This window comes from Crossiella sp. SN42 (genome assembly GCF_023897065.1).
GTDB lineage: Bacteria > Actinomycetota > Actinomycetes > Mycobacteriales > Pseudonocardiaceae > Crossiella.
The window spans coordinates 277,907-292,194 of sequence record NZ_JAMHIV010000005.1 but is presented as its reverse complement, the minus strand read 5'-3'; the positions used below and the strand labels follow the sequence as shown (position 1 = coordinate 292,194).

General features: G+C 70.9%; 17 protein-coding genes. 9 read left to right on the top strand and 8 right to left on the bottom strand.

Going from position 1 to position 14,288, the window contains the following annotated elements; genetic code table 11:
• Positions 1–753 (bottom strand): AfsR/SARP family transcriptional regulator (locus M8C13_RS08565; RefSeq protein ID WP_252479948.1); only part of this gene is annotated, 753 nt, incomplete at its 3' end.
• 158 nt (positions 754–911) lie between these two features.
• On the opposite strand from M8C13_RS08565, the gene M8C13_RS08560 reads away from it, so the two are divergent.
• A complete protein-coding gene (locus tag M8C13_RS08560) occupies positions 912–1,652 on the top strand; it encodes an AfsR/SARP family transcriptional regulator (RefSeq protein ID WP_252479947.1) in 741 nt (246 codons plus the stop codon).
• Between the two features lie 22 nt (positions 1,653–1,674).
• Here M8C13_RS08560 and M8C13_RS08555 read toward each other — a convergent pair whose 3' ends face one another.
• Positions 1,675–1,992 (bottom strand): hypothetical protein, encoded by a 318-nt coding sequence (locus M8C13_RS08555; RefSeq protein WP_252479946.1) that lies wholly within the window; start codon positions 1,990–1,992, stop codon positions 1,675–1,677.
• Between the two features lie 82 nt (positions 1,993–2,074).
• Positions 2,075–4,075 (bottom strand): beta-galactosidase, encoded by a 2,001-nt coding sequence (locus M8C13_RS08550; protein ID WP_252479945.1) that lies wholly within the window; start codon positions 4,073–4,075, stop codon positions 2,075–2,077.
• Between the two features lie 91 nt (positions 4,076–4,166).
• Between M8C13_RS08550 and M8C13_RS08545 the strand changes: the two genes are divergently transcribed.
• The 4 genes from M8C13_RS08545 to M8C13_RS08530 all read left to right on the top strand — a co-directional run bounded on the left by M8C13_RS08545 (position 4,167) and on the right by M8C13_RS08530 (position 7,564).
• Complete coding sequence (locus M8C13_RS08545) at positions 4,167–5,081, top strand: dihydrodipicolinate synthase family protein (RefSeq protein ID WP_252479944.1); 915 nt, start codon at positions 4,167–4,169, stop codon at positions 5,079–5,081.
• Between the two features lie 27 nt (positions 5,082–5,108).
• Positions 5,109–5,822, top strand: coding sequence for a FadR/GntR family transcriptional regulator (locus M8C13_RS08540; RefSeq protein WP_252479943.1), 714 nt, complete (start codon positions 5,109–5,111; stop codon positions 5,820–5,822).
• Between the two features lie 18 nt (positions 5,823–5,840).
• Positions 5,841–6,269 carry a VOC family protein gene (locus M8C13_RS08535; protein ID WP_252479942.1) on the top strand — a complete coding sequence of 143 codons (429 nt, stop codon included), beginning with the start codon at positions 5,841–5,843 and terminating at the stop codon, positions 6,267–6,269.
• Positions 6,270–6,331: 62 nt separating this feature from the next.
• Complete coding sequence (locus M8C13_RS08530) at positions 6,332–7,564, top strand: MFS transporter (RefSeq protein WP_252479941.1); 1,233 nt, start codon at positions 6,332–6,334, stop codon at positions 7,562–7,564.
• Here the strand turns inward: M8C13_RS08530 and M8C13_RS08525 are convergent.
• Positions 7,530–8,003, bottom strand: a complete 474-nt coding sequence (locus M8C13_RS08525) for a hypothetical protein (RefSeq protein ID WP_252479940.1) — start codon at positions 8,001–8,003, stop codon at positions 7,530–7,532. The two genes, M8C13_RS08530 and M8C13_RS08525, sit on opposite strands and share 35 nt — an antisense overlap.
• The gene (locus M8C13_RS08520; RefSeq protein WP_252479959.1) at positions 7,990–8,694 is read right to left on the bottom strand and encodes a TetR/AcrR family transcriptional regulator; all 705 of its coding nucleotides are present in this window, start codon (positions 8,692–8,694) and stop codon (positions 7,990–7,992) included. Before M8C13_RS08520 ends, M8C13_RS08525 begins: the two co-directional genes overlap by 14 nt.
• An 88-nt stretch (positions 8,695–8,782) precedes the next feature.
• Here M8C13_RS08520 and M8C13_RS08515 point away from each other — a divergent pair, with 88 nt between their 5' ends.
• The gene (locus tag M8C13_RS08515; RefSeq protein ID WP_252479939.1) at positions 8,783–9,085 is read left to right on the top strand and encodes a DUF1330 domain-containing protein; all 303 of its coding nucleotides are present in this window, start codon (positions 8,783–8,785) and stop codon (positions 9,083–9,085) included.
• Here M8C13_RS08515 and M8C13_RS08510 read toward each other — a convergent pair.
• A complete protein-coding gene (locus M8C13_RS08510; RefSeq protein WP_252479938.1) occupies positions 9,082–9,516 on the bottom strand; it encodes a nitroreductase/quinone reductase family protein in 435 nt (144 codons plus the stop codon). The two genes, M8C13_RS08515 and M8C13_RS08510, sit on opposite strands and share 4 nt — an antisense overlap.
• Complete coding sequence (locus M8C13_RS08505) at positions 9,513–10,661, bottom strand: GDSL-type esterase/lipase family protein (RefSeq protein ID WP_252479937.1); 1,149 nt, start codon at positions 10,659–10,661, stop codon at positions 9,513–9,515. The genes M8C13_RS08510 and M8C13_RS08505 overlap by 4 nt, the downstream gene beginning before the upstream one ends.
• 526 nt (positions 10,662–11,187) lie before the next feature.
• Between M8C13_RS08505 and M8C13_RS08500 the strand changes: the two genes are divergently transcribed.
• The 3 genes from M8C13_RS08500 (at position 11,188) to M8C13_RS08490 (ending at position 12,933) form a co-directional block, all read left to right on the top strand.
• Positions 11,188–11,826 (top strand): helix-turn-helix transcriptional regulator, encoded by a 639-nt coding sequence (locus tag M8C13_RS08500; protein WP_256508779.1) that lies wholly within the window; start codon positions 11,188–11,190, stop codon positions 11,824–11,826.
• A gap of 129 nt (positions 11,827–11,955) precedes the next feature.
• A complete protein-coding gene (locus M8C13_RS08495; RefSeq protein ID WP_252479935.1) occupies positions 11,956–12,642 on the top strand; it encodes a thioesterase II family protein in 687 nt (228 codons plus the stop codon).
• An 84-nt stretch (positions 12,643–12,726) separates the two neighbouring features.
• Positions 12,727–12,933 carry a DUF5988 family protein gene (locus M8C13_RS08490; RefSeq protein ID WP_252479934.1) on the top strand — a complete coding sequence of 69 codons (207 nt, stop codon included), beginning with the start codon at positions 12,727–12,729 and terminating at the stop codon, positions 12,931–12,933.
• Between the two features lie 159 nt (positions 12,934–13,092).
• Here the strand turns inward: M8C13_RS08490 and M8C13_RS08485 are convergent, their stop codons facing one another.
• Entirely contained in the window at positions 13,093–14,124 is a 1,032-nt protein-coding gene (locus M8C13_RS08485) for a GDP-mannose 4,6-dehydratase (protein WP_252479933.1), read from the bottom strand.
• Positions 14,125–14,288: the final 164 nt, after the last annotated feature.

Sequence of the window (14,288 nt, the reverse complement as noted above, 5' to 3'; positions counted from 1 at the left end):
GTCGGGCGCGGTGGGCGAGTCGGTCACCAGCACCCGCTGGTACGCCTCGCGCAGGGCCGCGCCCGGCTCGATGCCCAGCTCGGTCACGATGGCCCGGCGCGCCTCCTGGTAGGCCAGCAGCGCCTCGGCCCGCCTGCCACCGGCGTCCAGCGCGGCCAGCAGGCGCAGCCAGGTCGGTTCCTTGAGCGGGTCCTCGGTGGTCATCGCGCGCAGCAGGCCGATCGCCTCCCGGTGCCTGCCCGCCGCGAGCAGCGCGTCGGCCAGGGTGTGCCGGGCCGACCAGCGCAGCTCGGTCAGCCGGGCCAGCTCGACCCCGGCCGCCTCCACCGCGAGGGAGTCGAACGGCTCGCCGCGCCACAGCGCCAGCGCCTCGGTGACCAGCTCGGCGGCCCGCGCCGGGTCCGCGCCGAGCACGGCCTCCGCCTCGCCGATCCGGTCCTCGAAGACCATGGTGTCCAGCTCGGTGCGGGCCACGGTCAGCCGGTAGGCCCCCGGCCGGCGTTCCAGCCTGCCGGGCTGGGTGTCGAAGGGGGCGAGCAGCTTGCGCACCTGGCTGGCGTAGGTCTTGACGTTGCCCGCCGCCGACACCGGCGCGCCGGCCGGCCAGATCGCCTCGACCAGCTCGTGGTCGGGCACCCAGCGGTTGGCGTGCAGCAGCAGGGCGGAGAGCATCCGGCGGGGCTTGTCCGCGGCGAACTCCAGCACCCCGTCCGGCCCATGCACCTCCAGCACCCCGAACACCCTGAACAGCACACCCGCCCCCTCGCTGACCTCGCGGTCCGAGCTTGCCAGACCGGCACCGTGACTACCAGTAGTGCTCCGGACACCTCTGGTACCCGGCAGAACTCTCCCTGAACGCCCGCTGTACCCCGTCCGCGCAAGGTGATGGCCCCGAGGGAGAAAGGGCCCACATGGACAAGACCGTGCTCCGGCTGTTCGGCCACCTGGAGCTGTGGCACGCGGACCGGCCGCTGCCGCTGCTCTCCGCCCGCCCGCAGAACCTGCTGACCGCGCTGGCCCTCTGGCGCGGCCAATGGTGCACCACCGACCGTTTGGTAGAGGCGCTGTGGGGCGAGCGGCCGCCGCCCTCGGCCGCGGTCAACCTGCGCGCGTTCGTCTGCCAGTGGCGCAAGCGGCTCGTCCCGCTGGGCGCGCTGAGCATCGACAGCACCCGCGGCGCCTACCGGCTCAACCCCGGCCCCGCCATCCTGGACGTCACCGAGTTCGAGACCCTGCTCGCGGCAGGCCACCGGGCGCTGGCCGACGGCGACCACGACGCTGCGGCCGCCGGGCTGGACTCCGCGCTGCGGCTGTGGCGGGGCACCCCGTTCAGCTCCCTGGGCATGTGCGCGCTGGCCGAGCAGACCCGGCTGACCGAGCTGCGGGACCGCGGCCGCTCCGGCCTGGTGACCGCGTTGCTGGCGAGAAAGCGCTATCCGGAGGCGGTGGTGGTGCTGCGTCAGTCGGTGGCCGCGCAGCCCTACGACGAGCAGGTGTGGGCTCGGCTGGTGAGCACGCTGGAGCGGGCCGGGCGGCGGGCGGACGCGCTCGCGGCGTACCGGCAGATCAAGGGGCTGCTGTGGGACGAGCTGCAGATTCCGCCGGGACGGGAGTTGCAGGCGGCCCGGCAGCGGGTGCTGGCGGTGGCCTGAGGCGCTGCCCGGCCGGCGCGCCTCATCTTGGTGGGGCAATGGGGTCCTCGCCGGATCGGCGGAGCCGGATGGCCACGATCGCGGTGGCGAGCAGCAGCGCCAGCACGATGCCGCCGCCGAGGTACCGGGCCGGGCTCGCCAGAGCGGAGTCCTCGGCGAGGGCCACCAGGTCCGGGTAGGCGATGCCGTCCGGGGCGATCACCTGGCAGCCGCCGCCCGGCTTGCCCGCCACCACCATGGTCAGCCAGCGCAGCTCGCCGTCGGCCGCCCACTTGACACAGCCACCGATCGCGGCCGCGCCCACGGCGACCGCGAGCAGCCACCCCCACCGACCGGCCACTGGACCGTCCCTCCGCCTGCGTCAACTCCCCGACCGGACCAGGGTGGGGCGAGCCGCGGGACCGGTCCAGCCGGTGGCAGCTTCAGGTCAGCGGCAGCCGCGCCACCAGCACGCCGCGACCGGCAAGCCGCTCTGCCGCGGCCAGCGGCTTGTCGGTCAAGGCGTCCACCGCGCCCGCGGGCACCGGCACGGTCACCTCGGAAGTGTTGTGGTTCAACAGGAACAGCCACCGCTGGTCACCACGGCGCTCGGCTACCTCCACGCCCGCCGGTAGCCCAGCCAGCACCGGTTCGACACCCGCGTCGGCCAGCGCCCGGCCGAGCACCTCGGCCATGCCTGCCTCATCCGGCCGGGTGCCCAGGTAGGTCGCCACCCCCGCGCCGAAGGCGTGCCGGGTGATCGCCGGGAGTCCGGCCAGCTCGCCCTCGGCGAAGCGGTCCAGCACCTCCGCGCCCGCCGGGGTGATCCACTCCGACCAGATCCGGCCGGTGCCACCGGACTCCAGCGCGATCACGCCGTCGGCGGGCAGCGGCCAGAACTCCTCCACGGTCAGGCCGAGCAGCTCGCGGAACGGGCCGGGGTAGCCGCCCAGGTGCACCCGGTCCGCGCTGTCCACGATGCCGGAGAAGAAGGACAGCACCAGGTGCCCGCCCGCGCGCACGTACTCCACCAGCCGGGCGGCGACCGGCTCGTCCACCAGGTAGAGGTTGGGCACCACGAGCAGCCGGAAGCGGCTCAGGTCGGCCTGCGCGGACACCACGTCCACCGCGATCCCGGCTGTCCACAGTGGACGGTAGTGGGCCAGGTTGGTGTCCTCGAAGGACAGATCGGCCGAGGGCAGCGCGCTGCCCTGCACCGCCCAGCCGCTGGACCAGTCCGCCAGCAACGCCACCGAAGCCTCGGTTTCGCTGCCCAGCAACGGTTCCAGCCCGGCCAGCTCCGCACCGAGGGCGGCGGTCTCCCGGTACGCGCGGGCACCTGGACCGGCGTGCGGCACCATCGCGGAGTGGAAGCGTTCCGCGCCGCCGCGGGACTGCCGCCACTGGAAGTACATCACCGCGTCCGCGCCCCTGGCCACCGCCTGGTAGCTCCACAGCCGCATCTGGCCGGGCGCCTTGGGCGCGTTGCGGGTGCGCCAGTTCACCGCGCTGGGCGCCTGTTCCAGCAGCAGCCACGGTTTCCCGTGCAGCGCGCGCATCTGGTCGTAGGCGAAAGCCGCCTGCACCACGGTGTCCGGGTCGTGCGGGTCCGGGTAGGAGTCGTAGGAGACCACGTCCAGGTGCGGCGCCCAGGAGGCCACGTCGATCCGGTGCCAGGCCCCGACGAAGTTCGTGGTCACCGGCACCCCCGGGGTGACCCGGCGCAGGATCTCCTTCTCCAGCAGGAAGCACTCCAGCAGGGCGTGGGAGGAGAACCGCTTGTAGTCCAGCACCTGCGCCGGGTTCGGGAAGGTCGGCGCGGTGCGCGGCGGGCGCACCTCGGTCAGCTCGTGGTAGCGCTGCGACCAGAACGTGGTGGACCAGGCCTCGTTCAGCCCGTCGACGCCGCCGTAGCGCTCGGCCAGCCAGCCGCGGAAGGCCGCGGCCGAGACCTCGCAGAAGCACTCCGGCACGTGGCAGCCGTACTCGTTGTTCACGTGCCACATGGCCAGCGCGGGATGCCCGGCGTAGCGGGTGGCCAAGGTCTCCACCAGTCCGGCGGCGTAGGCGCGGTAGACCGGGCTGGACGGGCAGTAGTGCTGCCGCGCGCCGGGGGAGAGCAGCGTGCCGTCCGCGCGACGGGGCAGCGTCTCCGGGTGCCGGTGCGCCAGCCAGGGCGGCGGGGAGGCGGTCATGGTGGCCAGGCAGGCGCCGATCCCGTTGGCGGCCAACCGGTCCAGCACCCGGTCCAGCCAGTCCAACTGGTACCGGCCAGGCTCCGGCTCGGCCACCGCCCAGCTGAAGATGCCCACCGACACCAGGCTCACCCCGGCCGCGCGCATCAGCGCCACGTCCTCGTCCTGGACCTGCTCCGGCCACTGCTCCGGGTTGTAGTCGGCGCCGAAGGCGAACCGGCCGAGCCGGTCGCGCACCACTGAGCTCACGGGACCTCGCACTGGCTGGACATTGGACATCGGACGTAGGATGTCAGCCGACCGTAGGCCCCACCGGTTCCGCTCCGCAAGGGAGAAGCTCGTGACCCAGCTCCACGGCGGTGTCGTGCCACCCGTGTGCACCCCGCTGACCAGCCAGCGCGACCTGGACGTGCCCTCGCTGGAACGCCTCACCGCCCACCTGCTCGACGCCGGGGTGCACGGGCTGTTCGTCACCGGCTCCACCGGCGAGGTCGCCTACCTGCCCGACCAGCTCCGCCAGCGGGCGCTGGAAGTGGTCGCCGGGGTGGCCGCCGGTCAGGTGCCGGTGCTGGCCGGGATCATCGACACCACCACGCCCCGGGTGCTGGAGCACGCCCGCGCGGCCAAGGCGCTGGGCGCGGACGCGCTGGTGGCCACCGCGCCGTTCTACGCGCCCACCCACCCCAGCGAGTTCCCCGGCCACTTCCGGGCCATCCGGGCCGCGGTCGACCTGCCGCTGCTGGCCTACGACATCCCCGCCTCGGTGGGCAGCAAGCTGCCGGTGGAGGTGGTGGTGGAGCTGGCCGAGGACGGCACCCTGGCCGGGCTCAAGGACTCCAGCGGCGACCTGGACGGCCTGCGCGCGGTGCTGGAGCGCACCGACCGCGCGGTCTTCCACTGCTACTCCGGCTCGGAAACCCTGGCCGACCTCGGACTGTTCCTCGGCGCGCACGGCCTGGTGCCGGGCATCGGCAACCTGGACCCGCACGGCTACGTCCGCCTCTACCACGCGGCCACCCGGGGCGACTGGGACGCCGCCCGCGCCGAACAGTTGCGGCTGCGCAAGCTGTTTCAGCTGATCCACGTCGGCGACGGCCGGATGGGCCGCTACTCCTCGGCGATCGGCGCGTTCAAGGAGGGCCTGGCCGCGCTCGGCGTGATCGCCAACCCGGTCACCAGCGAACCGATGATCCCGCTGGATGACACCGAACGCGCCGCGGTGCGCGCCCACCTGGCCGAGGCTGGTCTGCTCTAAGGTTTGCTGGATGCAGGAGGTCCAATCGTGACGCAGCAGGAGCCCAGGCTGGCCACCCGGATGAACCGGGCGATCCGGGACGAGATCACCGGGCTGATCCTCAGCCGCGGCCTGAAGTCGGGTGACCCGCTGCCCACCGAGACCGAGCTGGTCGAGACCTTCGGGGTGAGCCGCAACTCCGTGCGCGAGGCGCTGAAAGCCTTGCAGGCACTGGACATCGTGGAGATCCGGCACGGCTTCGGCACCTACGTCGGCCGGCTGTCGCTGGATCCGCTGGCCGACGGGCTGACCTTCCGGGTGCTGCACGACATCGGCCGCGACCTGCGCTCGATGGAGGAGATCGTCGAGGTGCGGGAGGCGCTGGAGGGGGTGCTGATCCGCCGGGTGGCCGAGATCATCCCGGCCGCCGACCTGGCCGGGCTGGACGAGGTCACCAAGCGGATGAGCGAGCGGGCCAAGAGCGGGGAGACCTTCGCCGAGCAGGACCGCGAGTTCCACGAGGTGCTCTACCGCTGCCTGGACAACGCGCTGCTGACCCAGCTGCTGCGCGCGTTCTGGGACGTCTTCCACCGGGTCAACCACCGCCTCGGCGTCACCGACCCCAACCCGATGCAGACCGTGCGCAGGCACCGGGCCATCGTGACCGCGCTGCGCAAGCGGGACGCCGACCGCGCGGCGGCCGCGATGACCGAGCACTTCCGCAACCTGGACACGAGGGTGGCCCAGCTGCGCTCGGGCTGATCGTGGAATGCTGGCGGCATGCCCCGCGCCTTCCAGGTGGTCGTCGACTGCCGGAACCCGGACCTGATGGCCGAGTTCTGGGCCTACGCCTTGGACTACCGCGTCCAGGACCCGCCGGACGGGCAGCCCAGCTGGCTGGAGTTCCAGCGGGCCAAGGGTTTCCCGGCCGAGGAGGTGGCCGAGTTCGCCTCGGTGGTCGAGCCGGACGGCGACGGCCGGATCTGCTTCCTCGGCGTGCCGGAGGGCAAACAGGGCAAGAACCGGCTGCACCTGGACATCCAGGCCACCGCGCCCGGCGACGACCTGGCTGAGCGGATCGCCAAGGTGGACGCGCTGGTGGCACAGCTGTGCGCGCGCGGCGGGACGGTGGCGCGCACCGGACGCGAGCGCGGGCAGTACTTCGTGACCATGGCCGATGTGGAAGGCAACGAGTTCTGCGTGCACTGACGGAAAACCCGCTGCACCGCGCGATCGGCCGGGCCCGTCGGCGGCTGCTGCCCTTCCTGGCGGTGCTGTACTTCGTCAACTACCTGGACCGGGTCAACGTCGGCGTGGCCGCGGTGCGGATGAACGCCGAGCTCGGCTTCAGCAGCACGGTCTTCGGCCTGGGCGCTGGGCTGCTGTTCGTCGGCTACACGCTGTTCGAGCTGCCCAGCAACCAGGTGCTGCGCCGGGTCGGCGCGCGCCGGTGGATCGCGGTGATCACCCTGGGCTGGGGCCTGTGCGCCACCGGCACCGCGTTCATCCAGGACGAGACCGGCTTCTACCTGCTGCGGTTCCTGCTCGGGGTGTGCGAGGCCGGGTTCCTGCCCGGCATGATCCTCTACCTCACCGAGTGGTTCCCCCGGCGCGAGCGCGGCCAGGTCACCGCGCTGTTCATGCTGGCCGTGCCGGTCACCCAGGCCATCGGCACCCCGCTGTCCACGCTGCTGATCGAGCTGGCCGGGTGGCGGTTCATGCTGCTGGCCGAGGGCCTGCCCGCACTGTTGCTCAGCGCCCTGGTGCTGGTGCTGCTGCCGGACCGCCCGGAGACCGCCCGCTGGCTGCCCGAGACCGAGGCGACCGCGCTGCGTCTGGCGCTGGCGGCGGACCGGGCGGCGGTGGCCGGGCACGGCCGGAGCTCGCTGCGCGCGGCGCTGCGGGACTGGCGGGTCTACCTCATCGCGCTGATCGGCTTCGGCATCAGCGGCGGGCTGTACGCGCTGACCTTCTTCCTGCCCCAGATCGTGGCCGGACTGCGCGGCGATCTTTCCACTGTCCAGATCGGCCTGGTGGCCGCGGTGCCCTCGGCCGCCGCCGCGCTGTCGATGTGGTTCTACGCCCGCCACTCCGACCGGTCGGGGGAGCGCATCCGGCACATCGCCGTCCCGCTGGTCCCGGCCGCGCTGGCGCTGGGCCTCGCGCTGTACCTGGACTCGCCGGTGCTGGTCATGCTGGCGATCACGGTCACCACGGTGGGCGCGTTCATCACCCTGCCGGTGTGGTGGCAGCTGCCCGGCGCGTTCCTGACCGGGGCGGCGGCCAGCGGCGGCATCGCGGTGATCGCCTCGCTGGCCAACACCTCCGGCTTCCTCGCCCCGTACCTGACCGGCTGGCTGCGCGACCTGACCGGCGACTACCGGGCCGGGATGCTGGTCATCGCCGGGTTCATGCTGCTCGCGGCCGGGTGCACGCTGCTGCTCGGCCGGGATCCGGCCTTCCGCGCGGTCACAGGTAGTCGAAGAAGCGGTCCCACCAGCTGAACCGCTGGTAGCGGCGGTGGTGGGGAATGGCTCCGTCGTAGGTCTGCCACAGCAGGTGCTCGGAGATGGCGTGGTAGCCGAGGGCGGCCAGCGCGGCCGCGATCTTGTCGCGGTCGGCCTGCTCGAAGAGCACGTCCTGCTCTTCCTGGTCGTGGCTGTCCGGGTTGCCCAGGGTCACCGCCACCAGCGAACCGAAGTTGGAGACGGTGAGGGTGAGGTGCTCGGTGGAGGCGGTCGCCTCGGCCGGGATGACGATGGTGCCGTGGTGCGGGACCCACTGCGCCTGCCGCTCGACCGAGCAGGGGCCGAAGCTCGCCTCCAGCCGGGTCACCAGCTGCTCGAACCGGCGGCGGTTGGCGGTGCTGTGGTAGTCGGCCGGATGCTCGGCGGTGTCCAGCTCGCGCAGCAGCGCCCAGGCCCGCTGCTCATCGAGGAACATCGGCGCCCACCGAGTCGAGCAGGTCGAGCAAGTCGGCCCGGTAGAGCGCGGCCGGATCGGCGGAGACCGAGCCCAGGTGCCCGAAGACCTCCAGCGTGACCAGCCCGTGCAGCCGCCCCCAGACCCGCAGCGCGAGTGAGACCACCGCGGGCGAGACCTCGGGCACGTCCGCCCTGACCTTGGCCGCGTACCCGGCCGGGAACGCCGACCAGTCCACCTGGTCCGCGGCCCTGGGCCGCCCCACCTCGGCGACCAGTCGGTTGAGGCCGGCGCAGATCCGGCGCGCGGCCTGCTCGGCCGGGCCGCCGGGCGGAGGCTGGTAGCCGGGCACCGGGTCGCCGTAGACCAGCCGGAAGCCCGCCGGGTTGGCCACCGCCCAGGCGCGCAGGGCCTCACCCCAGGCGAGCAGCCGGTTGCCGGGTTCGGTGGCGGGCACCGCGTCCCGCGCGGACTCCAGCGCACTGGCCAGCGACTCGCTCAAGCCGCCGATCAACGCGGTGACCAGGTCGTCCCTGGTCGGGAAGTAGCTGTAGATGGCCCTGGCGGTCATGCCCATCTCGCGCGCGATGCCGCGCAGCGAGATCGCGCCCGGCCCGCCCTCGGCCATCTGCGCCAGCGCGATGGTGGTGATCTCCCGGATGGTCTCCGCGCGCAGCCGCTCCCGCCGGGTGGGCGGCTGGTCCGTGGTCATCGGCACCATTGACACTCTACTGCGTTGCCGTAGTATCCGGCGTGTCAAAGGTACACGCCGTGTAGTAAATGACCGCTGGGGAGCAGACATGCCCGCGTACGTGCTGGTGGACGCAGTGCAGCTGGACGAAGAGGGCGCGCTGAAGTACCGCGAGCTGGCCGAACCGTCGATCCACCGCTACGGCGGCCGCTACCTGGTGCAGGGGCAGGTGCCGGAGGTGGCGGCAGGCAGTTGGCCCTCGCCGGACCGGGTGGTCACGGTGCTGGAGTTCCCGGACATGGCGCGGCTGCGGGAGTGGCACGACTCGCCGGAGTACCAGGCAGCGGTGAAGTTCCGGGAAGGCTCGATCGAGCTGCGGATGCTCTTCGTCGAAGGCAAGCGCGCCGGCTAAGGGGTGAGGCGGATGACCGCGATCTCGGTCAGGTGCTCGCGGATCACCGAGGCGGGCGCGTCCTTCGGGAACGGCCACATGTTCGCCCCGCCCGGCCGGACGTTGCCCAGATAGGTGGCCAGGACTGTGGCACCGATGTCCGTTTCCACCAGCTCCGCGCGGTAGGTCCGGCCGGGGTCCTGCTCGATCCGGCACGCACCGGCGGCGAGCAGGTTGGCGGTCCAGTCCCGGCGGCGGCTGGGCGAGCAGATGTAGTACTGCCCGTCCAGCTGGGTCACCGCCAGCGGCACCTCGCGCGGTTGGCCGGTGCGGCGGCCGGGCATGTGCAGGATGCGGAGCACGTGGCGGCCCTCGGTGTAGGGCTGCGGCTCGGCCTCGCGGATCTTGGCGATCATCATCGCGTTGCGCTCGCGGGGAGTCGGGTCGGTCACCGTGGCGCTCCGTTGCTCAGCGGGCCGCCGGGGCCGAAGGCCAGGGCGGCGAAGCGGGCCCCGATGCGGCGGTGGGCGGCGGCGTCCGGGTGTAGCCGGTCGGGCAGCGGCAGCTCGGCGAAGTCGGCCTCGCCGTAGAGCTCGCGGCCGTCCAGGTAGTGCAGGTTGGGGTCCTCGGCCTGGCGCTGGGCGACGATGCGGGCCAGCTCCTCGCGGATGACGGTGAGCGTCAGCTTGCCGGGCGCGGGTTCGCCGGTGGCGTAGAAGAGGACCTGGCCGGTGCTGAAGTCGGGCATGCCGGGGCCGGGGGTGTGCTCGTGGATCGGGCACAGGATGGGGGAGACCACCAGCAGCGGGGTGTCCGGGTGGCCCTCGCGGATGGTGTCCAGGAAGCCGTGCACCGCGGGGCCGAAGGCGCGCAGCCGCATCAGGTCGGCGTTGACCAGGTTGATGCCCAGCTTGAGGCTGATCACCTCGGCCGGCAGGTCACGCAGGGTGCGCGCGGTGAACGGGTCCAGCAGGGCGCTGCCGCTGAAGCCCAGGTTGACCAGCTGCACGCCCGCGCTCGCCGCGGCCCGCGCGGGCCAGGTGCCGGTGGGGCTGGCCGCGTTGGAGCCGTTGCTGATCGAGCTGCCGTGGTGTAGCCAGGTCCGGCCCTGCGGCGGCACGGGCTCGATCGGAGCGTTCGTGCGCAGGTCGACCAGCTCGGTCAGCTCGTTGTGCGGCAGCCAGATCTCCACCTGCTTGGCGCGCTCGGGCAGCCCATCGAAGCGGACCGTGCCGACCGGGCCCTGCTGCGCCTGGGTGGTGCCGGTGGCCAGGTCGATCAGCACGGTGAGGCCGCCGGTGGTGCTCGCCTGCGCGGTCAGCTCGCCGTCGACGAGCAGGTCGTAGACGCCGTCGGGCCGCGGTGGCGCGCCTTGGTAGTTCATCGTGGTGCGCAGGGTGTCCAGCTCGATGGCCGTGGCGGTGGTGCGGAAGACCAGGCGGACGCCGGAGGGCTGGGCCTCGGCCATGGCCAGCTGGCCGTCGGCGCACTGCGCGCGGGCGCGAGCCGGCAGGCGGTGCGGCCGGAGACCGTGCTCGGTGCGCTCCAGTTCCAGCGCGCCGCGCACCAGGTCCGCGGTGATGGGGCAAGTGATCACCAGACCAGCCTAGACCGCGTCCGGAAATCGCCAGGCACCTTAACGACACCGCGCTTATGGCCCTACCTTAAGAATTAGTCAAATCGAGGGGTGACCGGCTCTTGAGGTCCAGTTGAGGTGTTGTGCGGGCATGGATGACAGGAAATGTAGTACTTCCATTCGCAATCACCGGACAAGGCCGCACATCCGGCTACTGCGGGTGATTATCGGCTGCGTTCGGTCACAAAACCGGTCGAATTGGCCGGTGGTCGCCGGTCCGGCTACCGCCAACTGGCCGCATTGCTCCAGGTCATTGCGGGGGTCCGCACGGTCCGAACCTGCTCCGCCTGCGGACCACAGTGTTAAGACGGGCTGTTGGACTCTCGTTGACATGACTTGGGTGGCCACAGACGATCCATTCCGTAAGGGGCCACCCAACCGGGTGAAGGTGCCGGGCGGGTTTGGATCACAATCTCTCAACGGGAGGACTGATCATCCGATGAGTGCTGACGTGGCGGCGACGGCTTTGCATGAGTCGGTTAGCGTAATGCGGAAGGTTGACGACGCGCAGGAAATAGTGCGGTCTCTCTTCGACCAGTCCGGAATTTGTGTGGCGACGCTGGACTCGTCACTCCGCGTCATCGAAGCCAACGCGAAGCTTCTTCGTCTCTTTGGCAGGTCCGCTGGCGACACCTGCGGGCGAACGTTCGTGGAGCTGCTGCACGCCAGTGTGCGGGAGAGCGTCACGCAGGGCCTCGGCCGGCTGCTCGACGGGCAGAAGACCCGGTTCACCAGCCAGATCGCGGGCCTGCGCAGCGGCGAGCCGGACTTCAGCGGTGAGCTGACCGGGGTGGCCGTGGCTGGCGAGGGTGGCAAGGTGCAGCGCATCATGGTCATCGTGCGCCCGGAGGCCAGCGACCGCAGCGGTCACATGCTGTCATCGAGCCGGAAGCTGCTCACGGACATGGACGCGCGCATTCTGGAAGGCGTGGCGGCCGGAATTTCCACCGTGCAGCTCGCCTCCATGCTCCACCTGAGCCGGGGCGGCGTCGAATACCACGTGACCACGCTGTTGCGCCGGTTGAAGGCGAAGAACCGTCCCGCGCTGGTTTCCAAGGCGTATTCTATGGGCCTGTTCGGGGTGGGTTCCTGGCCACCCCGGGTGCTGCCCAGCTACGTCAAGTGACCGCACTGGCATGAGTGCGACAGTGGCGTGGACATGACGAAGGGATCAACGCCCGTGTCGATAGCCGATACCGAGACGACCCAGTGGATCCGTCGGTTCCACCCCTCGGCGGCAAGTACTACCAGACTGGTGTGCTTACCGCACGCCGGGGGTTCGGCCAGCTTCTACTACCCGGTATCCCAGAAGCTCGCGCCCGCGGTGGACGTGGTCGCGATCCAGTATCCGGGCCGGCAGGACCGGCTGCGCGATCAAGGTATCCCGGATATCGGGGAACTGGCTGACCACATTGCCGAAGAGCTTGCCCGGTTGACGCCCAAACCGACGGTGTTGTTCGGGCACAGCATGGGCGCGGCGATCGGTTTTGAGCTCGCGCTCCGGCTGGAGCGGGCGGGCGCCGGTGCGGTGGAGCTGGTCGCCTCCGGGCGGCGGGCTCCCTCGACCACCCGGCCGGAACGGGTGCACCTGCTCGGCGATGACGCGATCATCGCCGAGATGGCCGCCCTCAACGGGACCTCCGGCGCGGTGCTGGCCGATGAGGAGATCCTGCGGATGAGCCTGCCCGCGCTGCGCAACGACTACCGCGCCATCGAGACCTACCAGGCCCCGGCCGACCGTCGGCTGCGCACCCCGATCACCGTGCTGACCGGAGACGCGGACCCGAAGACCACCATGGCCGAGGCGGAGGCATGGCGCGGACACACCGAGGGCGAGTTCCGGGTCGAGGTGTATCCCGGCGGCCACTTCTTCCTCGCCGAGCACCAGGAGGCGGTGCTCGCCCAGCTGAGGCGGGCGCTGGCCGCAGGCACGGCGGTGTGACGAAACCCCAGGGCCGCATCCTTTGGAGATTTCCCTAGTGATGAATGTCGCACAATAAAGATAACCCAGAGGAGGCATCGAAAGATGAGCACTCGAATCTTTTTGTCCGGCGGTCCGGTCGAGCAGTCCAGGATTGAGCAGGTCTGGCACGTGGACCGGCTCGACGAGAAAATCAAGGTGGCATTCGGGGCGGGGTACGAGCACTTCGCCTACCATGGCCAGAACCGTCGGATCGGCGAGGAGAACCTGCCGGTCTACACCTGGTGCGGGAGCACGAAGATCGCCGAATGAAGTGAGCTGCTGATCAGGGCCGGTACGACCCGCTGTCGTACCGGCCCTGTCATGTGTCCGAAGTCGGACAGCCTTTGTCGTCCGTTGTCCTTCGTTCGGCTGACAACACAACGGCGCGCCGGCGGAGTGGCTCCGCCGGCGCGCCGGGAGTACCGCGGACTACCAGCCCGCGGCTGGCAGCAGTTCCTCGATCTGGTTGTTCCTGGTGGCCGAGCGGAGATCGGACTCCACCATCATGTTCATCAGTTCGGTGAAGTCCACGCTGGGCTTCCAGCCGAGTTCCACCTGGGCCCGGCTGGCATCCGCGCACAGGGTCTCCACCTCAGCGGGGCGCACCAGCTCGGGGTCGATGACCACGTAGTCGCGCCAGTCCAGGTCCACCGCCTCGAAGGCGATCCGGACCGCGTCCTTCACCGAATGCATCCGGCCGGTGCCGATGACGTAGTCGGTGGGCTCGTCCTGTTGCAGCATCAGATGCATGGCCCGCACGTAGTCCCCGGCGAAACCCCAGTCGCGCACCGCGTCCAGGTTGCCAAGGCGCAGCTCCTTCTGCAGGCCGAGCTTGATCTGGGCCACCGCGAGGGAGATCTTGCGGGTGACGAACTCGGCGCCGCGGCGGGGCGACTCGTGGTTGAACAGGATGCCGGAGACCCCGTACATGCCGAAGGACTCGCGGTAGTTCTTGGTGATGAAGTGCCCGTAGGCCTTGGCCACGCCGTAGGGGCTGCGCGGGTGGAAGATGGTGGTCTCGCTCTGCGGGGTCTCGGCCACCTTGCCGAACATCTCCGAGGAGGAGGCCTGGTAGAACCGGATCTGGTCGTTGCCGCCGGTCCGGGACTTGTCCAGGCCGCAGACCAGCCGGATCGCCTCCAGCATGCGCAGCGCGCCCATGCCGTTGACCTCGGTGACCAGCTCGGCCTGCTGCCAGGACAGCGGCACGAAGGAGATCGCGCCCAGGTTGTAGACCTCGTCCGGCTGGACCAGGTCCACCGCCGAGATCAGGCTGCCCTGGTCGAGCAGGTCCCCGTCCACGAACGACAGGTCCTTGACCAGCCTGCTCACCCGCGACTTGCGCGGGTTGGACTGCCCACGGATCAGGCCCCACACCTGGTATCCCTGCTCCAGCAGGTACTCGGCCAGGTAGGAGCCGTCCTGTCCGGTAACTCCAGTGATCAGCGCTCGCCTACACACGCGGTCTCCTTGATGCGGTCACAAGTGCGGTGTCGCGAGTGGACCATCAGGGTGACTCACCCGCTCTTCGGACTAATGAAACAGTTGCGGCACTTGGAAACGGCTAGATGATGTGGATCTTGCGACGGCCTGGTCAGCCCTGGCGGATGGGGGAGGCGCGACCC